The sequence below is a fragment of the Variovorax sp. UMC13 genome (assembly GCF_014170375.1).
GTDB lineage: Bacteria > Pseudomonadota > Gammaproteobacteria > Burkholderiales > Burkholderiaceae_C > Variovorax.
Window position 1 is genome coordinate 34343 of sequence record NZ_LZZW01000042.1, and the last position, 23609, is coordinate 57951.

The 23609-nt window shown below is 69.1% G+C and carries 22 protein-coding genes and 1 tRNA gene; 14 read left to right on the plus strand and 9 right to left on the minus strand.

Annotated features, from left to right (window positions below; genetic code table 11):
- Positions 1-11: 11 nt before the first annotated feature.
- The 3 genes from fdxH to A9977_RS33520 all read right to left on the minus strand — a co-directional run bounded on the left by fdxH (position 12) and on the right by A9977_RS33520 (position 4658).
- Entirely contained in the window at positions 12-992 is a 981-nt protein-coding gene (gene fdxH, locus A9977_RS33510) for a formate dehydrogenase subunit beta (RefSeq protein WP_183029214.1), read from the minus strand.
- 162 nt (positions 993-1154) lie between these two features.
- On the minus strand, positions 1155-4229 hold the full coding sequence (gene fdnG, locus A9977_RS33515; protein ID WP_183029216.1) for a formate dehydrogenase-N subunit alpha: 3075 nt from the start codon (positions 4227-4229) through the stop codon (positions 1155-1157).
- A gap of 105 nt (positions 4230-4334) precedes the next feature.
- A complete protein-coding gene (locus A9977_RS33520) occupies positions 4335-4658 on the minus strand; it encodes a hypothetical protein (protein WP_183029218.1) in 324 nt (107 codons plus the stop codon).
- Between the two features lie 152 nt (positions 4659-4810).
- Here A9977_RS33520 and A9977_RS33525 point away from each other — a divergent pair, with 152 nt between their 5' ends.
- The 3 genes from A9977_RS33525 (at position 4811) to A9977_RS33535 (ending at position 8428) form a co-directional block, all read left to right on the plus strand.
- Complete coding sequence (locus tag A9977_RS33525) at positions 4811-7327, plus strand: ABC transporter permease (RefSeq protein WP_183029219.1); 2517 nt, start codon at positions 4811-4813, stop codon at positions 7325-7327.
- 45 nt (positions 7328-7372) lie between these two features.
- The gene (locus A9977_RS33530; protein WP_183029221.1) at positions 7373-7783 is read left to right on the plus strand and encodes a group II truncated hemoglobin; all 411 of its coding nucleotides are present in this window, start codon (positions 7373-7375) and stop codon (positions 7781-7783) included.
- A gap of 267 nt (positions 7784-8050) precedes the next feature.
- Positions 8051-8428, plus strand: a complete 378-nt coding sequence (locus tag A9977_RS33535; RefSeq protein WP_183029223.1) for a helicase SNF2 — start codon at positions 8051-8053, stop codon at positions 8426-8428.
- 81 nt (positions 8429-8509) lie between these two features.
- On the opposite strand, the gene A9977_RS33540 is transcribed toward A9977_RS33535, so the two are convergent.
- Positions 8510-9166 (minus strand): Smr/MutS family protein, encoded by a 657-nt coding sequence (locus tag A9977_RS33540; protein ID WP_183029225.1) that lies wholly within the window; start codon positions 9164-9166, stop codon positions 8510-8512.
- A gap of 93 nt (positions 9167-9259) precedes the next feature.
- Positions 9260-9940: a DNA repair protein RadC gene (gene radC, locus A9977_RS33545; protein ID WP_183029227.1), complete on the minus strand. Its 681-nt coding sequence runs from the start codon at positions 9938-9940 to the stop codon at positions 9260-9262.
- A gap of 107 nt (positions 9941-10047) precedes the next feature.
- Here radC and A9977_RS33550 point away from each other — a divergent pair, with 107 nt between their 5' ends.
- The 6 genes from A9977_RS33550 (at position 10048) to A9977_RS33575 (ending at position 15063) form a co-directional block, all read left to right on the plus strand.
- The gene (locus A9977_RS33550; protein WP_183029229.1) at positions 10048-10506 is read left to right on the plus strand and encodes a peptidylprolyl isomerase; all 459 of its coding nucleotides are present in this window, start codon (positions 10048-10050) and stop codon (positions 10504-10506) included.
- On the plus strand, positions 10503-11474 hold the full coding sequence (gene ispH / locus A9977_RS33555; RefSeq protein WP_183029231.1) for a 4-hydroxy-3-methylbut-2-enyl diphosphate reductase: 972 nt from the start codon (positions 10503-10505) through the stop codon (positions 11472-11474). Before A9977_RS33550 ends, ispH begins: the two co-directional genes overlap by 4 nt.
- A gap of 20 nt (positions 11475-11494) precedes the next feature.
- A complete protein-coding gene (locus A9977_RS33560) occupies positions 11495-12463 on the plus strand; it encodes a threonine/serine dehydratase (protein WP_183029233.1) in 969 nt (322 codons plus the stop codon).
- Positions 12464-12519: 56 nt separating this feature from the next.
- Complete coding sequence (gene serS / locus A9977_RS33565) at positions 12520-13851, plus strand: serine--tRNA ligase (RefSeq protein ID WP_183029235.1); 1332 nt, start codon at positions 12520-12522, stop codon at positions 13849-13851.
- Between the two features lie 65 nt (positions 13852-13916).
- Positions 13917-14004: transfer RNA gene (locus A9977_RS33570), tRNA-Ser, on the plus strand.
- Between the two features lie 207 nt (positions 14005-14211).
- Positions 14212-15063, plus strand: coding sequence for a LysR family transcriptional regulator (locus A9977_RS33575; protein WP_183029237.1), 852 nt, complete (start codon positions 14212-14214; stop codon positions 15061-15063).
- Positions 15064-15076: 13 nt separating this feature from the next.
- On the opposite strand, the gene A9977_RS34560 is transcribed toward A9977_RS33575, so the two are convergent.
- The 3 genes from A9977_RS34560 to A9977_RS33585 form a co-directional block, all read right to left on the minus strand.
- Positions 15077-15208: a hypothetical protein gene (locus A9977_RS34560; protein WP_259652262.1), complete on the minus strand. Its 132-nt coding sequence runs from the start codon at positions 15206-15208 to the stop codon at positions 15077-15079.
- Positions 15205-15780 carry a DUF4865 family protein gene (locus A9977_RS33580; RefSeq protein WP_183029239.1) on the minus strand — a complete coding sequence of 192 codons (576 nt, stop codon included), beginning with the start codon at positions 15778-15780 and terminating at the stop codon, positions 15205-15207. The genes A9977_RS34560 and A9977_RS33580 overlap by 4 nt, the downstream gene beginning before the upstream one ends.
- Positions 15781-15999: 219 nt before the next feature.
- A complete protein-coding gene (locus A9977_RS33585) occupies positions 16000-17373 on the minus strand; it encodes a PLP-dependent aminotransferase family protein (RefSeq protein ID WP_405054724.1) in 1374 nt (457 codons plus the stop codon).
- Positions 17374-17585: 212 nt separating this feature from the next.
- Between A9977_RS33585 and A9977_RS33590 the strand changes: the two genes are divergently transcribed.
- Positions 17586-19298 (plus strand): NAD(P)H dependent flavin oxidoreductase family protein, encoded by a 1713-nt coding sequence (locus tag A9977_RS33590; RefSeq protein ID WP_183029243.1) that lies wholly within the window; start codon positions 17586-17588, stop codon positions 19296-19298.
- A gap of 44 nt (positions 19299-19342) precedes the next feature.
- On the opposite strand, the gene A9977_RS33595 is transcribed toward A9977_RS33590, so the two are convergent.
- A complete protein-coding gene (locus A9977_RS33595; protein ID WP_286553418.1) occupies positions 19343-19801 on the minus strand; it encodes an Lrp/AsnC family transcriptional regulator in 459 nt (152 codons plus the stop codon).
- Between the two features lie 199 nt (positions 19802-20000).
- Between A9977_RS33595 and metC the strand changes: the two genes are divergently transcribed.
- The 4 genes from metC to A9977_RS33615 are packed head-to-tail and all read left to right on the plus strand — an operon-like array spanning position 20001 to position 23599.
- Entirely contained in the window at positions 20001-21236 is a 1236-nt protein-coding gene (gene metC / locus A9977_RS33600; RefSeq protein ID WP_183029247.1) for a cystathionine beta-lyase, read from the plus strand.
- The gene (locus A9977_RS33605) at positions 21229-22158 is read left to right on the plus strand and encodes a VOC family protein (RefSeq protein WP_183029249.1); all 930 of its coding nucleotides are present in this window, start codon (positions 21229-21231) and stop codon (positions 22156-22158) included. The genes metC and A9977_RS33605 overlap by 8 nt, the downstream gene beginning before the upstream one ends.
- Complete coding sequence (locus A9977_RS33610) at positions 22155-23168, plus strand: zinc-binding dehydrogenase (protein WP_183029250.1); 1014 nt, start codon at positions 22155-22157, stop codon at positions 23166-23168. Before A9977_RS33605 ends, A9977_RS33610 begins: the two co-directional genes overlap by 4 nt.
- A complete protein-coding gene (locus A9977_RS33615) occupies positions 23165-23599 on the plus strand; it encodes a PaaI family thioesterase (protein ID WP_183029251.1) in 435 nt (144 codons plus the stop codon). The genes A9977_RS33610 and A9977_RS33615 overlap by 4 nt, the downstream gene beginning before the upstream one ends.
- The last annotated feature ends 10 nt before the right edge of the window (positions 23600-23609 follow it).

The window sequence follows — 23609 nt, forward strand, 5'->3', positions numbered from 1 at the left end:
GCTCCTTGGGTTCAGGCGCGCGGGCGGCCGTCGGGTGGCGCATCGAGCGGGGCGACGACTACGCCGTGTTCGGGCGGGGCCTCGATCACCACGATGTCGCCGTCGTCGTGCTCATCGGTGCCATTGTCTTCCTTGGCCTCGATCGGGCCGACCTTCATGTAGTGGAAGAAGCTGCCGACCACCGCACCGACCATCGCGAACACCGCGAGCGGCTTGGCCACGCCCTTCCACAGCGAGACCAGCGGGCTGATCTTGGGATTGGTGGGCAGGTTGCTGTAAAGCCCGGGGCGGTCGGCATGCTGCAGCACATACATCACGTGCGTGCCGCCCACGCCGGCCGGGTCGTAGACGCCCGCGTTGGCGAAGCCGCGGTCCTTCAGGTCGACGATGCGTTCCGAGGCGTACTCGTGCATCGCGTCCTTGGTGCCGAAGTGGATCGCGCCCGTGGGGCAGGCCTTGACGCAGGCCGGCTCCAGGCCCACGCCCACGCGGTCGGAGCACAGCGAGCACTTGTAGGCCTTGTTGTCGGTCTTGCTGATGCGCGGCACGTCGAAGGGGCAGCCGGTCACGCAGTTGCCGCAGCCCACGCAGTGCTCGCTGATGAAGTCGACGATGCCGTTGCTGTACTTGACGATGGCGCCGGGCGCGGGGCAGGCCTTGAGGCAGCCTGGGTCCTCGCAATGCATGCAGCCGTCCTTGCGGATCAGCCACTCGAGCTTGCCCGGCTCGGGCTCGACTTCGGCGAAGCGCATCACGGTCCAGGAGTCGGGCGTGAGGTCGTTCGGATTGTTGTAGCTGCCGCCCACGTCGCCGATCTCGTCGCGCAGGTCGTTCCACTGCATGCACGCGACCTGGCAGGCCTTGCAGCCGATGCAGGTCGAGACGTCGATCAGCTTGGCGACTTCCTTCACCTGCGGCCGCCCGCGGGCGTGCGGCGAGGGCGTGGTGGTGGCCGAGCGGGCGGCGATGTCGAGGGTTTGGAGGGAGGACATCAGCGGCTCCGGTCGTCGGTCTTGCTCCTTCCCCCTTTGGGGGAAGGCAGGGATGGGGGCCGGCCTGCGAACAGGCACTGCGCGAGAGCAGAGGCTGTCGTGCCCCCACCCCGGCCCTCCCCCAGCGGGGGAGGGAGGAATGCATCGAGCGCGTGTGTCATCTCATGCCTTCTCGATGTTGACCGTGAACGATTTGTACTCGGGCGTCTGTGTGTTCGCATCGCCCACGAAGGGCGTCAGCGTGTTCACCAGGTAGCCCGGCTTCGCCAGGCCGATGAAGCCCCAGTGGTTGGGCAGGCCCACCGTGTGCACCGTGCGGCCGTCCACCTGCAGCGCGTTGATGCGCTTGCTCACCAGCGCCACCGCCTTGATGAAGCCGCGCTTGCTGCTGACCTTGACCCAGCCGCCGTTCTCGATGCCTTTCTCCTTGGCCAGCTCCTCGCCGATCTCGACGAACTGCTGCGGCTGGATGATGGCCGAGGTGCGCACGTTCTTGGTCCAGTAGTGGAAGTGCTCGGTGAGCCGGTAGCTGGTCGCCACATACGGGAAGTCCTTGGGCACGCCCAGCCGTTCGAGGTCGCCCTGGAAGATGCGCGCCGCGGGGTTGGCGCGTGCCACCTCGCTCTTCGGGTGCATCAGGTTGTTGACCAGCGGCGACTCGAAGGGCTCGTAGTGCTCGGGCAGCGGGCCCTCGGCCATGCCGGTGGGCGCGAACAGCCGGGCCACGCCCTCGGCGGTCATGATGAAGGGCCGCACCGCGTCGGCCTCCATCGGGTTCGCGTCGGGCCGGATGTCGGGGATGTCCGATCCGCTCCAGGCCTTGCCGTCCCAGCGCACCAGCGTGCGTTTGGGAATCCAGGGCTGGCCGGTGGTCGGGTCGACCGAGGCCGCGTTGTAGAGGATGCGGCGGTTGGCCGGCCAGGCCCAGGTCCAGTTGAGCGCCTGGCCGATGCCGTAGGGGTCGGCGTTGTCGCGCCGCGCCATCTGGTTGCCGGCCTGGGTCCAGGCGCCGGAATAGATCCAGCAGCCCGAGGCCGTGCTGCCGTCGTCGCGCAGCAGGCCGAAGCCCGAGAGCTGTTCGCCGGCCTTGGCCAGCACCTTGGTCGGGTCCTTGGGATCGAGCAGGTCGGTCAGGGCCTTGCCGTTGTATTCCATCGCCAGCTCCTGGGCGGAGGGCGCGTGCGGAATCTTGTAGGGCCAGGTCAGGTTGACGATCGGGTCCGGGAAGGCGCCACCGTCCTTCGCATAGGCGGCGCGGATGCGGCTGAACAGGCCGGCCACGATCTCGATGTCGGGCATGGCCTCGCCCGGCGGCTCGGCGCCCTTCCAGTGCCATTGCAGCCAGCGGTTGGAATTGGTCAGCGAGCCTTCTTCCTCGGCAAAGCAGGTCGAGGGCAGGCGGAACACCGTGGTCTGGATGTCGGCGGTCTTGACGTCGTTGAAGGCGCCGAAGTTCTGCCAGAACTCGCTGGTCTCGGTGACCAGCGGGTCGATGGTGACCAGGAACTTGAGCTTGGACAGCCCGTCGACAATCTTCTTCTTGTCCGGGAACGATCCGACCGGGTTGAAGCCCTGGCAGATGTAGCCGTTCATCACGCCCTTGTTCATCAGCTCGAAGGCCTGCAGCACGTCGTAGAGCTTGTCGATCTTGGGCAGGTAGTGGAAGGCCCAGTCGTTCTCGGCCTTGGCCGCATTGCCCCACCACGACTTCTGCATGCTGACGAAGAACTTGGGGTAGTTCTGCCAGTAGCTCATCTGGTTGGGCCGCAGCGGCTTGAGCGCGCGGGTCTTGTAGTAGGTCTCGAGCGTCTGCTCGCCATCGCGCGCCAGCGACATGTAGCCCGGCAGCGAGTTCGACAGCAGCCCCAGGTCGGTCAGGCCCTGGATGTTGCTGTGCCCGCGCAGCGCGTTCATGCCGCCGCCCGGCACGCCGATGTTGCCCAGCAGCAGCTGCATGATGGCCGCGGTGCGGATCATCTGCGAGCCGGTGCTGTGCTGCGTCCAGCCCAGCGCGTACATCACGGTCATCGTGCGGCCCGGCACGCTGGTGCTCGCGATGTACTCGCAGACCTTCAGGAACTTGTCCTGCGGCGTGCCCGTGATGCGGCTCACCAACTCGGGCGTGTAGCGCGCGTAGTGGCGCTTCATGACCTGCAGCACGCACTGCGGGTCCTGCATCGTCATGTCGACCTTGGCCATGCCGGCCTCGTCGAGCGCATAGCCCCAGGACTTGGTGTCGTAGTTGCGCTTCTCGGCGTTGTAGCCGCTGAACAGGCCGTCCTCGAATTTGTAGTCAGGCCCGACGATGAAGGTCGCGTTGGTGTAGTGCCGGACGTACTCGGTCTGGATCTTGTTGTTGGACAGCAGGTAGTTCAGCACCCCCGACAGGAAGGCGATGTCCGAACCGGCGCGCACCGGTGCGTAGTAGTCGGCCATGGCGGCCGAGCGCGTGAAGCGCGGGTCGACCACGACCAGCCGCGCCTTGTTCTGCTTCTTGGCCTCGATCACCCACTTGAAGCCGCACGGATGCGCTTCCGCGGCGTTGCCCCCCATGATCAGCACGACATCCGCGTTCTGGATGTCCTGCCAGTGGTTGGTCATTGCGCCTCTGCCGAACGTCGGGGCCAGACTGGCCACCGTCGGTCCGTGTCAAACGCGTGCCTGGTTGTCGAAGACCAGCATCCCGAGCGAGCGGAATGCCTTGTGGGTGATGTAGCCCGTTTCGTTGGAGGAGGCCGAGGCGCACAGCATGCCGGTGCTCGTCCAGCGGTTGACCACCGCGCCATCGGCGTTGGTGCGCTGGAAGTTGGCATCGCGGTCGGCCTTCATCAGCTTGGCGATGCGGTCGAAGGCCGAATCCCAGCTGATGCGCTTCCACTCGTTGCTGCCGGCCTCGCGCACCTCGGGGTACTTGAGCCGGTTCGGGCTGTGCACGAAGTCGAGCAGGCCCGCGCCCTTGGGGCACAGCGTGCCGCGGTTCACCGGGTGATCCGGGTCGCCCTCGATGTGCAGCACGTCGGCCACCACGTTCTTGGCCTTGTCGCCCAGGCTGTACATGATGATCCCGCAGCCCACCGAGCAGTAGGGGCAGGTGTTGCGCGTCTCGGTGGTGCGGGCCAGCTTGAAGTTGCGGGCCTCGGCCAGCGCGGCGGTGGGCGAGAAGCCCAGCACCACCATGCTGGAGCCGACCAGCCCGGCCCCGCTGACGCGGAAGAATTGGCGGCGGCTCATGTCCATGACAGAACCTCCTGAAGCAATGCGCTGTGTTTCATCGTGGTCTTTTCTTGGAAGTCAGGAATCGCAGACGGATGCGTCAGGCTCTGGCGGCCTGCTGCCTCTTCTTCATTTGGGGGCCGGGCGGCCATCGCCGCCGGTCGGGCTGGCGGGCCCAGCACCGCCGGAGGCCGATCCACCCTGGTTGTCGGCCATGCCGCCGATCGCGGTGCCGCCTTCGGACGGTCCTTTCTCGGGAGCGGCTGCTGCCACCTTGTCGCCCGAGGGCGCGGCCTTGATGCCGGCGGGATAGCTGCTGGAGGGCGGGCCGCCCGATGCCGCGGTCGGGCCTTCGCCGGCGATCGCAGCGGCGGGCTTGGGCGGTGAAGACGGCTTGCGGTCGCAGCCGGCGAGCGCCACGACGGCGACCAGCGCCAGGACGGCGGCGGTCATCGGACTGCGGGGACATCGAGGGATCACGGCGTGCTCCTTTGCGTCTCAGGGTGCGTCTCAGGGTGCGTCTCAGTTTAGCGACACATCATCGCCCCTGGCCATCTATACCCTACTAGGGTGGACCCGTACCGGCGTCGGCTATCGTCGGCCCCATGAACTCTTCTCTTCGCCTCGGTTGGCGCACGCTCTGGCGCGACCTGCGTGCCGGCGAACTGCGCCTGTTGATCGTCGCCGTGCTGCTGGCCGTGGCCGCGCTCACCGCCGTCGGCTTCTTCGCCGACCGCCTCAAGGGCGGCCTGCAGCGCGATGCGCGCCAGCTGCTGGGCGGCGATGCGGTGCTGACCAGCGACAACCCCACGCCGGCCGCCTTCATCGCGCGTGCGCAGGCGCTGGGGCTCCAGTCCACGACCACCTACGGCTTCCCCACCATGGCGCGCGCCAGCGATGCGCAGGGCGGCGCGAGCAAGCTGGTGTCGCTCAAGGCCGTGAGCGCCGGCTATCCCCTGCGCGGCAACGTGCAGGTGGCGGCGTCCAGCGATGCGCCGGGCCAGGTCACGCGCGAGGTGCCGGCGCCGGGCGAGGTCTGGGTCGACCCGCCGCTGCTCGATGCGCTGGGCCTGAAGATCGGCGACACGCTGCTGCTGGGCGACGCCGGCCTGCGCGTGAGCCGCGTGATCACGCTCGAGCCCGATCGCGGCGGCGGCTTCGCGAGCTTCTCGCCGCGCGTGATGCTCAACCAGGCCGATGTGGCGCGCACCGCGCTCGTGCAGCCGGCCAGCCGCGTCAGCTACCGCTTCGCGGTGGCCGGCAGCGAGCGCGCGGTCAAGGCCTTCAGCGACGAGACCGACGCCAGCCTCAAGAAGGGCGAACTGCGCGGCGCGCGGCTCGAATCGCTGGAAAGCGGCCGGCCCGAGATGCGCCAGACGCTGGACCGGGCCGAGAAATTCCTCAACCTGGTGGCGCTGCTGGCCGCGCTGTTGAGCGCCGTGGCCGTGGCGCTGGCCGCGCGCGGCTTCGCGGCCAGCCACCTGGACGACTGCGCGATGCTGCGGGTGCTGGGCCAGAGCCAGCGCACCATCGCCGGCGCCTATGCCTTCGAGTTCGCGATCGTCGGGCTGGTGGCGAGCGGGCTGGGCGTGGCGATCGGCTTCGGCGTGCACTACGCCTTCGTGCTGCTGCTGGCCGGACTGGTCGAGACCGCGCTGCCCGCGCCCACGCTGTGGCCCGTGGCCTTCGGCCTGGGCATGGGCCTGGTGCTGCTGTTCACCTTCGGGCTGCCGCCGGTGCTGCAGCTGGCCAAGGTGCCGCCGCTGCGCGTGATCCGGCGCGACGTGGGCGGACTCAAGCCGGCCTCGCTCGCGGTGCTGGGCATCGGCGCGGCCGGCTTCGTCGCGATGCTGCTGGCGGCCAGCAGCGACCTCAAGCTGGGGCTGATCGCGGTCGGCGGCTTCGCGGGCGCGGTGGCGGTGTTCGCCGTGCTCAGCTGGGTGGCGGTCAAGGTGCTGCGCCGCAGCGTCAACGAATCGACCGCACCGCGCTGGCTGGTCCTGGCCACGCGCCAGATCTCGGCCCGGCCCGCCTATGCGGTGGTGCAGGTCAGCGCACTGGCGGTGGGCCTGCTGGCGCTGGTGCTGCTGGTGCTGCTGCGCACCGACCTGGTGGCGAGCTGGCGCAAGGCCACACCGCCCGACGCGCCCAACCGCTTCGTGATCAACGTGATGCCCGACCAGAGCGAGGCGTTCCAGAAGTCGCTGCGCGACGGCGGCGTGTCGAACTTCGACTGGTACCCGATGATCCGCGGCCGGCTGGTCGCGATCAACGACAAGGCCGTCTCGCCCGACGACTACACCGAGGACCGCGCCAAGCGACTGGTCGACCGCGAATTCAACCTCAGCAACAGCGCCGAGGCGCCGCCGCACAACGGCATCACCGCGGGCGCCTGGACGCCGGGCGCCAAGGACGAGGTCAGCGTGGAGGCCGGCCTGGCCGAGACCCTCGGTCTCAAGCTCGGCGACACGCTGCGCTTCGACATCGGCGGCATGCAGAACGACGCGCGCATCACCTCGCTGCGCAAGGTGGACTGGGGCTCGCTGCATGCCAACTTCTTCGTGATGTACACCGTGGCCTCGCTGCCCGACGTGCCCGTGACCTACATGGGCGCCTTCCGCGCGCCCGAGACCCGGGGCTTCGACAACGCGCTGGTGCGGGCCTACCCCAACGTCACCAACGTCGACATGAGCGCCACCATCGGCCAGGTGCAGCGGGTGCTCGACCAGGTGATCCGCGCGGTCGAGTTCCTGTTCGGCTTCACGCTGGCGGCCGGGCTGGTGGTGCTGTTCGCGGCCGTCACCGCCACGCGCGAGGAGCGGGCGCGCGAGTTCGCCGTGATGCGCGCCGTGGGCGCGCGCGCCAGCCTGCTGCGACAGGTGCAGCGCGCCGAACTGGTGGGCGTGGGCCTGCTGGCGGGCTTCCTGGCCAGCATCGCCGCCTCGGCCATCGGCTGGGGCCTGGCGCGCTATGTGTTCGATTTCAGCTGGACCGCGTCGCCGCTGGTGCCCTTGGCCGGTGCGGCCGCGGGTGCCGTGCTGGCGCTGGCGGCCGGCTGGTGGGGCCTGCGCGAAGTGCTCAACCGCCCGGTCGTCGACACATTGCGCCGCGCTGCGGAATAGGTCTGCGCTCCCAGGGGGCAGGTCCGGCCCCCGACAATCCGGGCCATGCAAATCCAGGACAAACCCAAGTTCGACACGCCCTTCGAATGGATCGGCGGCGAGGCCGCTGTCGACGCGCTGGTCACCCGCTTCTATGACCTGATGGACCTCGAGCCGGCGTATACGCGGCTGCGCGCCGTGCATGGCCCTTCGCTCGACAACGCGCGTCAGCGGCTGTTCTGGTTCCTCTGCGGCTGGCTCGGCGGCCCGCAGCACTACACCGACCGCTTCGGGCACCCGATGCTGCGCGCGCGCCACATGCCGCAAAGCATCGGCGGCCATTCGATCGGCATCGCCGAGCGGGATCAATGGCTGGCCTGCATGGACCAGGCCATGGGCGAGACCGGTGTCGACGAGGCGCTGCGGACCCGCCTGCGCGACTCCTTCTTCAAGACCGCGGACTGGATGCGCCACTGAAGCGCTATTTCGACAGCCGCGAACAATCTGTTACCAGGATGTAGGCCTCTACCGCGGCATTGTTCCCGTTTCGTGAACACCGCGTATCATTTCCTTAAGGGTTTCTACTTATTGGCTGGGTTAAGATTCATCCAACAGAGCAGAAAGCATCAAAAAAGAAGCAACTGCTCTGGGTGAGCTTGGCACCGAGCGCGGCGGCCGCCCCCGAAAGGGACGGCGCCCCCCGATACCGGTTCGAATCATCCCTACCCAATAAGGAAAACTGAAATGAAGACCTCGAAGATCCTGGCTGTTGCCGCCCTGTCCCTGCTGACCATCGCCGGCGCCCAAGCCGAAACGTACCAAGGCGTGCAGACCGTGAATTCGGTGCGCACCCGTGCCGACGTCGCCGCCGAAGCCCAAGCCACCGCCCGCGCCGGCAACATCTACAGCGACGCAGCCTTCGCTGGCGTGGCCCCGGCCCTGACCAACAGCATCGACCGCGCCACGGTCAGCCGCGAAGCCGTGCAGACCGCTCGCCTGGGCAACATCTACGGCGACAACGCGTCGGCCGGCGTGCTGTCGGTGGCCGGCAGCCGCCTCGACCGCGCCACGGTGCAGGCCGAAGCCCGCGCCGCCGCACGCAGCAACACCGCTTCGATGTAAGCAGCCACCAGCGGGGCCCCGGCCCCCCTGCGAAGCCCGCCGCCTTCCAGGCCGCGGGCTTTTTTCATGGGGCGGACCGGCTCAGCGCTTGCTCGGCGAAAGCAGCACCACCAGCGCGCCGGCACCGCCCTCGGCCGGCTTGGCCTGCACGAAGGCCAGTACCTCGTTCTTCTGGATCAGCCAGCGCTGGGTCTTGGTCTTGAGCACCGGCTGCTTGCCGGGCGAGCCCAGGCCCTTGCCGTGCACCACGCGCACGCAACGCATGCCCTGCTTGTAGGCCGTGCGGATGAAGGCGCCCAGGGCTTCGCGCGCCTCGTCGCTGCGCAGGCCGTGCAGGTCGACCTCGCGCTGGATGGTCCATTCGCCCGCGCGCAGCTTGCGCGTGACGTCGGTGCCGATGCCCGGGCGGCGGAAGCTCATGGCGTCGTCGACGTCGAGCAGCGTGCTCACGTCGAACTCGTCGGACAGCGACTCGCGCAGCACGCGCTGCTCGTCGAGCTGGTGCTGCACGGGGATCGGGGCCGGCGGCTCGGGCGTGAGCGGCACCGCGGCCACGCGCTTGAGCGGCCGGGTCGCGCCGATGGCCCGGCTGAACAGGTCCTGCTCGGCCAGCCGTTTCTTCTCGGCGGCGGCGCGTTCGGCGGCGGCCGCCGCTTCGCGTTCGCGGGTCTCGGCCAGCGTGCGTTGCACCTGCTGCAGGTCGGCGAGGCTCTTGAGGGGGCTGGCGGGACGGGGCATGGCGGGACGGCTTTCAGGCGGGGAGCAGGGCGTCGGTGCGGAGGCCGATCCCCATTGTCCCTGCATCCTACGCAAGGCCGGCCGGGGCCGGCGTCAGACCAGCCCGCGCTGCGCCATCGACAGGCTCTGGCCGCGCGCCACCACCACATGGTCGAGTACGCGCACGTCGACCAGCGCCAGCGTGGCCTTGAGCGTCTGCGTCAGGGCCTCGTCCGCGCGCGAGGGTTCCACGCCGCCGCTGGGGTGGTTGTGGGCCAGCACCACGGCCGCCGCTTGGTGGTGCAGCGCGCGCAGCACGACCTCGCGCGGGTAGACGCTGGTCTGCGTGAGCGTGCCGCGGAACAGCTCCTCCATCGCGATCAGCCGGTGCTGGGCGTCGAGGAAGAGCACGGCGAAGACCTCGTGCGGGCTGGCGCCGATGTGCAGCTGCAGGTACTGGGCCACGGCCTCGGGCGAATCGAAGACCGCGCGTTCGCGCAGCTGCTCGGCCAGCGCCCGGCGGGCCAGTTCCAGCACGGCGCCGAGTTCGGCGCGCTTGGCCGGGCCGCCCAGGCCCTTGACGGCCTTGAGCGCGGCGATGTCGGTGCGGAGCAGGCCGGCGATGCCGCCGAAGGTGTCGAGCAGCTCCTGCGCCAGCTGCAGCACGTTCTTGCCCGCCAGGCCGGTGCGCAGCAGCAGGGCCAGCAGTTCGGCGTCGCCCAGCGCCGACGGGCCGCGGGCGAGCAGCTTCTCGCGCGGCCGGGCTTGCGCAGGCAGATCCTGGAGGAAAGACATGGCGCAGACGGGGCTTGGGCCCCACTCCCTAAAATGGCGGGTCCAGTGTAGCGGCGGCCCCCGGGGCCTCGCTGCGCTTTCCAGCACCCTCTACCGATCGCGCCACCTTGACCTCGTCCACCACCGCCGCCGTCGTGACCGCCGACTCCTTCCTCACGCTGCACTACCGCCTGGCGGGTCCGGCGGGCGACATCATCAACACCTTCGCCGACAAGCCCGCCACGCTGTCGCTGGGCACCGGCGAGCTGTCGCCGGCCGTCGAGCAGCGCCTGATCGGGCTGGAGGAGGGCGCGCACACCACCTTCGAACTGCCGGCCGGCGAGGCCTTCGGCGAGCGCAATGCCGAGATGCAGCAATGGGTCGCGCGCACGCTGCTGGTCAAGATCGGCGACCCCGACGAGCGCTATGCGGTGGGCGACGTGGTGCAGTTCCCCACGCCCGACGGCAGCGGCAGCTACGCCGGCGCCGTGATCGCCTCGAGCGACACCGCGGTGCAGTTCGACTTCAACCATCCGCTCGCGGGCCAGCCGGTGACCTTCGAAGTGCAGCTGATCGGCGTGCTGTGAGCGAGCCTTCCGTCAACGAGATCATCCTGGCCGAGCCGCGCGGTTTCTGCGCGGGCGTCGACCGCGCGATCGAGATCGTCGAGCGCGCCATCGCCAAGTTCGGCGCGCCGATCTACGTGCGCCACGAGATCGTGCACAACACCTACGTGGTCAACGAGCTCAAGGCCAAGGGCGCGATCTTCATCGAGGACCTGGCCGACGTGCCGCCGGGCTCGACGCTGGTCTTCAGCGCGCACGGCGTGAGCAAGGCGGTCGAGGCCGAAGCCCAGGCGCGCGGCTTCGACGTGTTCGATGCCACCTGCCCGCTGGTGACCAAGGTGCACGTCGAGGTGGCCAAGCTCGCGAAAGAGGGCTACGAGTTCATCATGATCGGCCACAAGGGCCATCCCGAGGTCGAGGGCACGATGGGCCAGCTGACCCACGGCATCCACCTGGTCGAGGACGTGGCCGACGTGGCCCGCGTGCAGCCCGGCCAGACCGACAAGCTGGCCGTCGTGACGCAGACCACGCTGTCGGTCGACGACGCGGCCGAGATCGCGGCCGCGGTGCGCGCGCGCTTCCCGAAAGTGCGCGAGCCCAAGCAGCAGGACATCTGCTACGCCACCCAGAACCGCCAGGACGCGGTGAAGATCATGAGCCCGCAGGTCGACATCGTGATCGTGGTCGGCAGCCCCACCAGCTCCAACAGCAACCGCCTGCGCGAGCTCGCGCAGCGCCTGGGCACCGAGAGCTACATGGTCGATTCGGCCGACGAGCTGAACCCCGCGTGGTTCGAGGGCAAGACGCGGGTCGGCCTGACGGCCGGCGCCTCGGCGCCCGAGGTGCTGGTGCGCGAGGTGATCGACCGCGTGAAGGCGCTGGGCGCGGTCTCGGTGCGCAAGATGGACGGCATCGAAGAGACCATCAAATTCCCGCTGCCCAAGGGCCTCAAGCTCGACACCGGGCCGGCACCAGGGCACATCTCGTGAGCGACCACAACACCCCCACCATGAACGACATCGACTGGCCTGCGCAGATCGAAGCCGCGGCCGACCGGCTGGCGGCGCACCGCGGCGCCTACCTGCGCGAGACCCCGCTGTGGAAGCTCTCGCCCACCACGCTGGGCCTGCCGGCGGCGATCGCGGCCGGCGGCACCGAGGTCTGGCTCAAGCTCGAGCAGCTGCAGGTCGCGGGCAGCTTCAAGGCGCGCGGCATGATGAACCGCCTGCTGGCCCAGCCGATCCCGGCGGCCGGCGTGGTGGTGGCCTCGGGCGGCAACGCCGGCATCGCGACCGCGGCCGCCGCGCGCGCGCTGGGCGTGCGCTGCGAGGTCTTCCTGCCGGGCGTGTCGCCCGAAGCCAAGCGCGCGCGACTGCGTGCCCTGGGCGCCGAGGTCACGGTGGTCGGCGAGGCCTATGCCGATGCCCTGGCCGCCTGCCTGGCGCGCCAGCGCGAGAGCGGCGCGCTGCTGACCCATGCCTACGACCAGCTCGAAGTGGTGGCCGGTGCCGGCACGCTGGGCCGCGAGATCGAAGAGCAGGGCGGCCTGCCCGATGCGGTGCTGGTGAGCGTGGGCGGCGGCGGCCTGATCGGCGGCCTGGCCGGCTGGTTCGGCCAGCGCAGCCGCGTGGTCGCGCTCGAGCCCGAGCGCGCGCCCACGCTGTTCCGCGCCCGCGAGGCCGGTCAGCCGGTCGACGTCGAGGTCGGCGGCGTGGCCGCGGATTCACTGGGCGCCAAGCGCATCGGCGACTTCGCCTGGGACATCACGCAGCGCGAGGTGCGCGATGCGCTGCTGCTGTCCGACGAGGCCATCCGCGCGGCGCAGCTGTGGCTCTGGAAAGAGATGAAGCTGGCCGTCGAGCCCGCGGCCGCCTTGCCGCTGGCCGCGCTGCAGACCGGCGCCTATGTGCCGCGTGCCGGCGAGAAGGTCTGCCTGATCGTCTGCGGCGCCAACCTCGACCCCACGAGCCTGGCCTGATCCGGCCGATGGGCCTGCCGTGCGGCGAGCGCGGCAGGCCCACCTAAAATCGGGGCATGCTCGACATCACCCTGCTCCGCAAAGACCTGGCTTCGGCCGTCGCCCGTCTCGAAACGCGCAAGAAGAACCAGACCTTCCTCGACGTCCACGCCTTCAGCGCGCTGGAAGCCGAACGCAAGACCTTGCAGGTTCGCACCGAGGAACTGCAGGCGCGCCGCAACGCCCTCAACAAGCAGATCGGCCCGCTCAAGGCCAAGGGCGAATCGACCGACGCGCTGATGGCCGAAGTCAACGCGCTCAAGGCCGAGCAGGAATCGCAGTCGGTCCGGCTCGATGCGATCCAGCCCGAACTGCAGGCGCTGCTGCTGGCCGTGCCCAATCTGCCGCACGAGAGCGTGCCGGTGGGCGAGGACGAAGCCGGCAACGTCGAAGTGCGCCGCTGGAGCCCGCAGGGCGGTGAAGGCGGTGGCGCAACGCCATTGGCTTTCACGCCGCGCGACCACGTCGACCTCGGCGCGCCGCTGGGCCTCGATTTCGAGATGGGCACCAAGCTCGCGGGTTCGCGCTTCAGCGTGCTCAAGGGCCCGATCGCGCGGCTGCACCGCGCGCTGGCGCAGTTCATGATCGACCTGCAGACCGAGCAGCACGGTTATACCGAGTGCTACGTGCCCTACATCGTCAACGCCGACTCGATGCGCGGCACGGGCCAGCTGCCCAAGTTCGAGGGCGACCTGTTCGCCGCCAAGAAGGGCGGCCAGGACGGCGAGCCGGTGCCCGACCACCAGGCGCTCTACCTGATCCCGACCAGCGAGGTGCCGCTGACCAACTTCGTGCGCGACGAGGTGGTGCCCGAGGCCCAGCTGCCGATCAGGCTCACCGCCCATTCGCCCTGCTTCCGCTCCGAGGCCGGCAGCGCGGGCCGCGACACGCGCGGCATGATCCGCCAGCACCAGTTCGACAAGGTCGAGATGGTGCAGATCACGCACCCGTCGCAGAGCTACGAGGCGCTCGAAGCCATGACCACGCATGCCGAGGCCGTGCTGAAGGCGCTCGAGCTGCCCTACCGCGTGGTGCTGCTGTGCACCGGTGACATGGGCTTCGGCTCGAGCAAGACCTACGACCTCGAGGTCTGGCTGCCCGCGCAGGACACCTACCGCGAGATCAGCTCGGTGTCGAACTGCGAAGCCTTCCAGGCCCGCCGGCTGCAGGCGCGCTTCAAGAACGCTCAGGGCAAGAACGAACTGGTGCACACGCTCAACGGCTCGGGCCTGGCCGTCGGCCGCGCGCTGGTCGCGGTGCTGGAGAACCACCAGAACGAGGACGGCTCGATCCGCGTGCCGGTGGCGCTGCGCCCGTACCTGGGCGGCCTCGACACGCTGCGCGCCTGATTATTCTGCGAGGGCCTTGAGAGAGGCCCAAAAATACTGCTAGAATCGCAGACTCGACAGACACCGGAGAGGTGGCAGAGTGGTCGAATGTACCTGACTCGAAATCAGGCGTACGGAAACGTACCGAGGGTTCGAATCCCTCCCTCTCCTCCAAGATAGCCCCCATACGGGGCTATTTTTTTTGCCTGTACCCGACGCCATCGCGTGCAAATCAGCGGGTTGGCCGTTCTCGCGTCCACCCGAAGTCCCGATGCCTGCATTCAAGCGCCCCGACACGTGCGATACACGCGCGCATGCGTTGTGAAATGATCGCGGCGAAATGTTCGTACGACTTGCCGTTGTTCCCATGTCCACTCTCCGATGAAAGCGCTCGACATCGAAGCCGTGCAGGCCTTCGTGCAGGTGGCGGACCTCCAGAACTTCACCCGCGCGGCCGAGTCCATCGACAGCACGCAGTCGGCCGTCAGCCTCAAGATCAAGCGCCTGGAGGACACGGTGGGCCATCGCCTGCTGGAGCGCACGCCGCGGCGGGTGCGCCTGTCGGCCCAGGGGCTGGCCTTCCTGCCCTTGGCGCGCGCGTTGCTGGCCGCGCACAGCGGCGCCCTCGGCGCTTTCGGCGCGAAGCACCGACGGCTGGTGGTCGGCATCAGCCATCACATCGTCGGCGCTGAACTGCCCCTGCTGCTGCGGCAGATGAAGAGCGCACAGCCCTCGGTGGTGATGGAGGTGCGCGTGTCCACCTCGCGCGAACTGCTCGAGGCCTTCGATCGCGGCGTGCTCGACGTGGCGATCATCCTGCGGCACGACAGCCGCCGGCTCGATGGCGAGGTGCTGCTCGCGGAGCAGTTCGGCTGGATGGCGGCACCCGACTTCGTTCACCACTCGGGCGAGCCGTTGCCGCTCGCCACGCAGGCCGAGCCCTGCAGCGTTCGCAGCATGGCGATTGCCGCGCTGGCCGAAGGCGGCGTGCCGTGGACCGAGGTGTTCGTGGGCGGCGGTGTGCTCACGGTGGGCGCTGCCGTGGCAGCCGGGCTCGCGGTGGCTGCGCTGGGGCGCCGCGTGGCACCGCCCGGCACCCTCGACGTGGGGCCGGCCCTGGGCTTGCCGCCCTTGCCCTCGCGCGATGTGGTGCTGCACACCAACGTGTCCGATGCGCAGGCGCGCAGCGCGCTGCGTACGCTGTCCGCGGCGATCCGGGCCACGGCCGCTTGACTGCGCAACAACGCTACATCGCAGCCAGGTGATGGACCACTGCCGTGCCCAGCACGGCAAGGCCGCAGATGACGAGGGCCGCCACGCACACGCTCGCCAAGTGGCCGAGCAGCACGTCGACCGGGCGCGGCGCACGTCCGCTCATCGCGCCAGCTGGTCGAGGCCGGGCTTGGCCAGGTGAAGCACTTCGTAGACCGTTTCTCCGTCGGAGACCTCGGGTGCGCTGGCCGACAGCCTGAACCGCACCAGCCGCCAGGCGTCGAGATCGAGCGCCGTCCAGACCGCCACGGTGTCCGGTCGCGCCGCGATCGCGCGGTTGGATTCGACCTCCGCCGCGTGCAGCGCCGCGCGGTCGGCGGCGGTATCGAGGGTGCGCTCGTCGCGATGCAGCCACCGCGCGGGTTTCGCCCTTGCGGCGCCGGCGCGCGCATCCAGCGGCAGCCAGGTTTCCACGCGCGGCCGGCCGAAGGAATCGATGACGGCCTGAAAGCGCTCGCCCATCAGGAAGTGCGCAGGCGCCGCAGGCTCGCGCCACAGATAGACCGAGGCATACACGTGACCGGTGGCGCCGTGCCGGCCGCGCTCGCGCGCCACGAAGCCCTTGAAGACGAGCCCCTCGGTGTCGTCCCAGATCGGGCCGCGCCGAGCCGCGCGCTGGCGGATCGTCTCCATGTCGTAGTCGGCGGGAAGACGGTGCGAATACTGCATTGCGAACATCTCATGCTCCTGGCGTGAATGGGTCACAGGATCCTGAGCGCGGACGCGAGCCGGGAGAAGAGGGCGCCCGATATAGCTGTGATGCGCCGATGCAATCATTGCAGCCACCCGGGCGGAAACATCGTCCATAGGGTGGGCGTCGGACCGCGCGGCGTTCACGACCCCTACCGAAGGCGGGGCCGAGGTCCGCGCGCTTCCGGCGTGAGGGCTGCCTCTTCTTCAGAAGCGGGCGATCAGCCCGCCCAGTTCATCGACATGCCGACGCAAGGCCGCATCGTCCAGCGCCGCATAGCCGATGACCAACCCCGGCGGGAGCTGGGCGCGTTTGCAGAAGTCCGCGATCGTTTGAAAGCGCAGGCCGCGTTCCGCCGCGGCCTTCTGGAACGCGCCCACGTCCATCTCCGGTGGCAGCCACCAGACCAGATGGAATCCTGCATGCTCACCGGTGACCTGCAGACGCTCGGGGCCGAGTGCCTCGCGCAAGGCGCCCAGCACGATGTCCCTGCGCTGTGCGTAAGCGAGGCGCGCACGCCGCACGTGCCGCGCGAAGTCGCCGCTCTCGAGGAAGTTCGCCAGCGCCAGCTGCTCGATCGCGCCGGTCGAGCGGCCGGTCACCTGCCGGGCCTTGCGGAAATCTGGCACGAGCTTCTCGGGCAGCACGGCGTAGCCGATGCGCAGGCCGGCGAACAGGGTCTTGTTGAAGCTGCCGCAATGGATGACCCGGTCGGCCGCGTCCAGGCTTTTCAATGCGGGGAGGGGCGCACTGTCGTAGCTGAACTCGCTGTCGTAGTCGTCCTCGATCAGCCAGCAGTTCGATGCTTCGGCCCATGCCAGAAGCTCCAGCCGGCGCGAGACCGGCATCGTGATGCCCGTGGGCGCCTGGTGCGCCGGCGTGATGTGCGCGAGCCCGACGCCTGCGTGGCGGCGCGCATGCGCCACCGAGAAGCCCTGGGCGTCGACCGGCACGTGAACGACTTCGCGCGCGTGCCGGTCGAAGATCGGGGCGGCATGGAGGTAGCCCGGGTCTTCCACCATGACCTTGTCTTCGGGTGAGAGCAGGAGTCGCGCGCACAGGTCCAGGCCCTGGCGGATCCCGGACAGCACGACGATCTGCTCCGCATCACAGAAGATGCCGCGCGCAACGCCGAGGTAGCGTGCGATCTGTGCCCTCAAGTGGGCCAGGCCTAGGACTTCGTTGTCGCCCAGCTGTTCGATCGTCACGCGCCGGGTGCTGGCCTGCAACGCCTTGCGCCAGCGGTCCAGCGGGAACAGGGCGGCGTCGGGCACCCGTGCCACGAACGGTTCGCCGGCCGCGTTGGCGAGGAGCGGTGTGACCTCGAGCGCCGCCGGCCTGTGCCGAGGCGGCCTTGCGCGCCGCGGGGGTGCGTCGCCCGCGCGCGCACCCGCATCGAAAAACGCATCGGGTACCTTGGCCGCGACGTAGGTGCCCGAGCCCGGTGTGCTGACCAGGTAGCCCTCGCTGCGAAGCTGGTCGTAGGCCAGGTCGACCGTGGCCCGCGACACCTGCCAGCGCTCGGCGAGGTGCCGGGTCGAGGGCATGCGCGCGCCCTTCGCCAGCACGCCTTCCAGCATGCGGTCGCGGATCTGGCGATAGATCCAGGCCTGCTTCAGTTCGCCCGCTCGCAGCGGCTCTGCCGCGAGGTCGAGGCTCGACTGTGTTCGGCGCAGCTGGGAACTGCGAGAAAGTGGCCTGGTCATTTTTCCGAATATGGCTCTATGGACAGGGCCGCATTCTAGGTAGATTTCACTTTGAACAGTGTTGATCGACCCACCAGGCCCCACGCATGACAGCTTCGCCCCTCCACTTCTGCACGGTCGCGCCAGGCGACGCCCGCTTCCCGCTCGGCATCGCGGGCAGCATCCTCGATTCGGCACTGGCCGAGGGGATCGCCGTGCCTTTTTCCTGCAAGCGCGGTGAATGCGGCTCCTGCCGGGCGCAGGTGCTCGACGGCCGCTTCGAACGCATCTCTGCGCCGTCCGAAGCCGCCTATCAGGTGGCGGACGATGAGCTGCTGATGTGCCAGTGCCGCGCGACCAGCGACTTGCGCTTGCGCTTTCCGCATTGGCAAGCGCCCGCCGGTCCGGCCGCGCGCTACGCCGCGAAGATCGTCGCACTGGATGCCGTGACATCCAGCGTGACACGCCTGGTGGTCGAGCTCCAGAGCGCCCAGCGTTTCGAATGCCTGCCGGGGCAGCATGCGCAACTGTTGCTGGACAACGGGGAGCGCCGCAGCTTTTCCATCGCCAACCTGCCGGAGCGGACTGGCGAAGCCAACCAGCTGGAATTTCATATCCGACGGGTTCCGGGGGGCGCGTTCACCGATCACAGGCTCGCCGCACTGCAACCCGGCGACCTGCTGGAGCTCGACGGTCCTCACGGCGCCTGCACCTGGCAAGCGCCCCCCGAGGCGGCCGATCGGCTGGTGCTGCTGGCCACGGGCACCGGTTTCGCGGGCGTCAGCGCGATCCTGCAGACGGCACTGGCCAGCGGCGTCTTTCGCAGGATCGACCTGTACTGGGGCGGCCGCGCGGGCGACTGCTACGCAGCCAGCCTGCTCGACCAACTCGCGGAGGCGCATGGGTGCTTCCACTGGATGCCCGTGGTGTCTTCGACGCACGGTGATTCGCTGCATGTCCAGGACGCGGCATTGGCCGCGGATCACGACTGGCAATGCACGATGGTCTATGCCTGCGGCAACCCCGCCATGGTGCGGGATGCGCGTGCCGCGTTGACGACCGCGGGTTTGCCGAAGGAACGCTTCCAGTCGGAGGCCTTCCTGCCGACCGCGCCGGCGGAACAGCGCCAGGCGCCGTACATCGTTCGCCATCCCTGGGAGAAGGTGGGCGCTGCCTTTTCGCTCGACGGCATCCTGGACGCGCGCAGGCGCTCCATGGCCGCCGTGCCGCAGATCGCCGCTTTGATGGTGCCGGGCATGACCACCGGCGAAGCCATCGCCGTCGCGGACCGGCACCTGCGCGAAATGGGTGCGGCCTACAACTGGCATCCGACCTACGTGCGCTTCGGGCCCGATACCCAATGCACTTCACGCCAGCCCGTGGACCGGAACCGAAAGCTGCGGGCGGACGACCTGTTCACCATCGACCTCGGCCCCGTGTGGGACGGCTACGAGGGCGACTACGGCGACACCTTCGTGATGGGGAGCGATCCCTACCATGAACGCTGCACGAGGGCGGCGCGAGACATCTTCGAACAGGCGCAGCGTGCATGGCGCGAAGGCATGAGCGGCAGCGCACTCTACGACTTCGCCGACGGACTGGCGCGCGCCCATGGCTGCGCGCTGGTGCACGAGACCGCGGGGCATCGCGTCGCCGATTTCCCTCATGCCCTCTATGGAAAACACCGCCTGGCCGAAGCCGATTTCGTGCCGGGTGACGGCATCTGGGTGCTGGAAGTCCAGGTGCGCGATCTGCAGCGGCCGATCGGTGCCTTCTTCGAGGACGTGCTGCTGCGAACGGCCGATGGCATGGCGTCCTGAGGGCAGGACGGGCCGGATGCGCAAGGCTCCGGACGCCTTCGACCTCAGGCGTGACTCAGCGGCAGCGCCGTCGTGTACTTGATCTGTTCCATCGCGAACATCGAGTTGACGTCCGCCAGCTTGGCGCCCTTGATGAGCATCTTGTAGACCCGGTCGTAGCCCTCGATGCTCGGCACCGACACCTTCATCAGGTAGTCGGTGCTGCCGGTCGTCCGGTAGAACTCCGTGACCTCCGGGATGGCGCTCACGAGGCGGTGGAATTTCTCGTACCACTCGATGTCGTGCTGGTTCGTCTTGATCGAGATGAACACGGTCACGCCGACGTTCAACTGCTCGGGGTCGAGCAGCGCCACGCGCTTGCGGATGATGCCGCGCTTCTCCAGGTTCTGGATCCGCCGCCAGCACGGCGTGGTCGTCAGCCCCACACGCTCGGCGATGTCGTTGACCGCGGCCGTCGCGTCTTCCTGGAGGATGGCCAGGATTTCCCGATCGACGCGGTCCAGGCGCTCATGAGAAGAGGAGGAGGAAGAGGTGGTTTTGGGCATGGCGCATCATAGTGTTTGGCTCGATGCAAGAAAATGCTTGAAATGGCGATATGGGAGAAGATGGTTCTAGAGATCGGTCGTATCGAGCCAAAGTTCGCAATAATTTTCCTTCGTTAGAAGCATAGAATTTTTGCAACGAAACGCCGGATTTGCTCGCATGATTGCTCCCGATCACCACACCCTGCCCGAACTGCACACCCAGCTGGCCCACCTCGGGCGCGCGCCCGCGGAGCACGCCGGGATGGTCAACGTCCCGGTGTACCGCGGCTCCACGATCCTGTCGGAAACGCTGGAGGAATGGGAGTCGCGCAAGAGCGAAGGCAACCCGATGGCCAGCTACGGGCGCTTCGGTTCGCCGCTGACCCGCGCGCTCGAATCCGCGGTCTGCGAACTCGAGGGCGGCTTCCGCTCGATCCTCTTCCCCTCGGGCCTGTCCGCCTGCACCCATGCGCTGCTCGGCCTGCTCGAAGGGGGCGACCATCTGCTGATGAGCGACAGCGTCTACGGCCCGACGCGCCTCTTCGCCGAGCAGGTGCTGCGCCGGCTCGGCATCCAGGTCGAGTACTTCAACCCGATGGAGGTGGCGGACATGGCGCGGCGCGTGCGGCCCAACACCCGGGTCGTGTACCTCGAATCGCCGGGCTCGATGACCTTCGAGATGCAGGACATCCCCGCGCTGGCCGACATCGCCCACCGAGCCGGCGCGCTGGTGGTGCTCGACAACACCTGGGCCACGCCGCTGTTCTTCAAGCCCTTCGAGCACGGCGTCGACATCTCGGTGCACGCGGCGACCAAGTACATCGTGGGCCACTCGGATGCGCTGCTGGGCGTGGCCACCGCCAACGAGCGCGCCTGGCCCGCGCTGCAGTCGAGCGCGCACCACTTCGGCGAGACCGCCGGGCCCGACGACATCTACCTGGCCCTGCGCGGCCTGCGCACGCTGGCCGTGCGCATGCAGCGGCACTGGGAGAACGGCGTGCGCCTGGCCCAGAGCCTGCAGCGGCACGCCGCGGTGCAGCGCGTGATGCATCCCGCCTTGCCGAGCCATCCCGGCCATGCGCTCTGGAAGCGGGACTTCTCCGGCGCCAGCGGCCTGTTCGGCGTGGTGCTGCAGCCGATGACGCGGCCGCAGCTCTCGATGCTCTTCCAGCGGCTGCGGCTCTTCGGCATCGGCCTGTCCTGGGGCGGCTACGAGAGCCTGGCGCTGCTGGTGGACCCCGCGCCGGCGCGGAGCTCGCTCGCGGCGCCCAGCGAGGGGCCGCTGCTGCGCATCCACGCCGGCCTGGAATGCGTCGAGGACCTGATCGCCGACATGGGCCAGGCGCTCGATGCCGCGCTGCAGGTGGGCACGGCGGGCGATCTTTCCCTGGCCGAAGAGGTGCTCCATGGCTAGGACCGCAGAACCGGCTGCGCTCGGACTCGACCACGTCGGCCTGGGCATCCGCGACCTGCTGCGCGCGAGCGCGGCCTTCGAGCGGATGGGCTTCCGGCTGTCGCCGCTGAGCCTGCATGCGGGCGCGCTGAGCCCGGGCGGGCCGGTCGTGCCCTGGGGATCGGGCAACCGCTGCGCGATGTTCCGCCAGGGCTACTTCGAGCTGCTGGGGCTGCTGGACCCAGCGCTGCCGAGCAACGTGAAGGCGATGGTGGAGCGCTACGAGGGGCTGCACATCGTTGCGCTCGACTGCGCCTCGGCCGACCAGGCCCATGCGGCCTATGTGCAGGCCGGCGTGGCCGCCAACGCGCCCATCGCGCTGGAACGCGACGCCACCTTCGGCGCCCGCGACGAGCACACGCGGCGCGCGCGCTTTCGCAACGTCTACTTCGATCCGGCCGCGCATCCCGAGGCGCGCTTCATCGTGATCGAGCACGGCACGCGGGAGGTGCTCTGGCAGCCGCACCTGCTGGCGCATCCCAACGGGGCCGAGGCGCTGGCAGCGGTGTACCTGGCCGTGGCCGATGTCGACGCGAGCGCCGCGCGCATGGCGCGGCTGCTCGGCCGCGCGCCCACCCCGGCCTTCGGTGGCCGGGGGCGGCGCTTCGCGCTGCGGCAGGGGACGCTGTGGCTCGCCGACGAAGCGACGCTGCGCGGCCTCTGCCCGGTGCTGGCCGAGGCGCCGGTGCAGCGCGTGGCCGCCGCGACCATCGCCGTGCAGTCGCTGCCGGCGCTGGCCGCCTACCTGGAAAGACAAGGCGTCCCCTTCGCCGAAGGGACGACGCCGGACGACGGTGCCCGCTCGATCTGGGTCGGGCCCGTCGAGGCGCAGCACGCTGCGCTGGAGTTCGTGCAAACAAGTCAACAACGGAGTGCAACATGAGAGCAGCAGTCATCTATGAACACGGCGGACCCGGTACCGTCCGCTACGAAACGAACTTCGCGGATCCCGTGGCGCAGGCGGGCGAGGTCGTCCTCAAGGTCGGTGCTGCATCGCTGAACTACCACGACGTCTTCACCCGCAACGGCATGCCCGGCATCACCGTGCCCATGCCGATGATCATGGCCCTGGACCTGGCCGGCGAGATCGTCGAGGTCGGCCCCGGGGTCGAAGGCGGATGGAAGGTCGGCGACCGCGTGATGGTCGACCCCTCCGACCGCAAGACCTTCGGCGGCGTGATCGGCGAGGCGCGCCATGGCGGCCTGGCGGAGTACTGCGCGATCCCCGACCACCACCTGGTGCGGCTGCCCGACGACGTGAGCTTCGAGACCGCGGCCTGCCTGCCCGTGGCCTACGGCACCGCCTGGCGAATGATGGTGACCATCGGCAAGGTGCGCGCGGGCGAACGGGTGCTGGTGCTGGGCGCCTCGGGCGGCGTGGGGACCTGCTGCGTGCAGCTGGCCAAGCTCGCGGGGGCCGAGGTCGTCGCCGCGGCCTCGAGCCCGGAGAAGCTGGCGCGCCTGAAGGCGCTCGGCGCGGACCACCTCATCGACTACAAGCAGGAGGACTTCATGAAGTGGGTCTTCGGCACCTTCGGCAAGCCGCATCGCCGCCTCTACGAGAAGGGCATGGACGTGGTGGTGAACTTCACCGGTGGCGACACCTGGGTCAAGTCGCTGCGCACGCTGCACCGCGGCGGCCGCATCCTCACCTGCGGCGCGACCGCGGGCTACGACCCGAAGGAAGACCTGCGCTTCATCTGGAGCTACGAGCTGCAGGTGCTCGGCTCGAACGGCTGGGCGCGGGAGGACCTCACGAGCCTGCTGGACCTGGTGCGTTCGGGCAAGCTGCAGCCCGTCGTCGACCGGACCTATGCCCTCGACCAGGTCAACGAGGCCTTCCAGCACCTGGAAGACCGCAAGGTCTTCGGAAAGATCCTGGTGAAGCCATGAGCGACGACGTCACCAGGCGCCTCGGCCAGCCCGAGCTCGAAGCCATCTTCGAGCGTTCGCCCTTCATGCGCTTCATGGGCCTGGAGGTGCTGCGCGTCGACCATGCGCAGTCGACACTGGCCGTGCGCATGCCGATCCGGCCCGAGTTCGAGCGCGGGCGCGCCGGCTCCCAGCAGTTCCACGGCGGCGCCATCGCCTCGCTGATCGACGTGGTGGGCGATTTCGCGATCGGCATGATGGTCGGCGGCGGCGTGCCGACGATGAACCTGCGCATCGACTACCTCCGGCCCGGCGTCGGTGCCTACCTGGACGGCACGGCGACGGTGCGCCGGACGGGCCGAACCTCGGCCGTGGTCGACATCGAGATCGCCGGGGCCGACGGCAAGCTGGTCGCGCTGGGCCGCGGCACCTACGTGCCGATCACCGGCTGAGGAGGAGGCC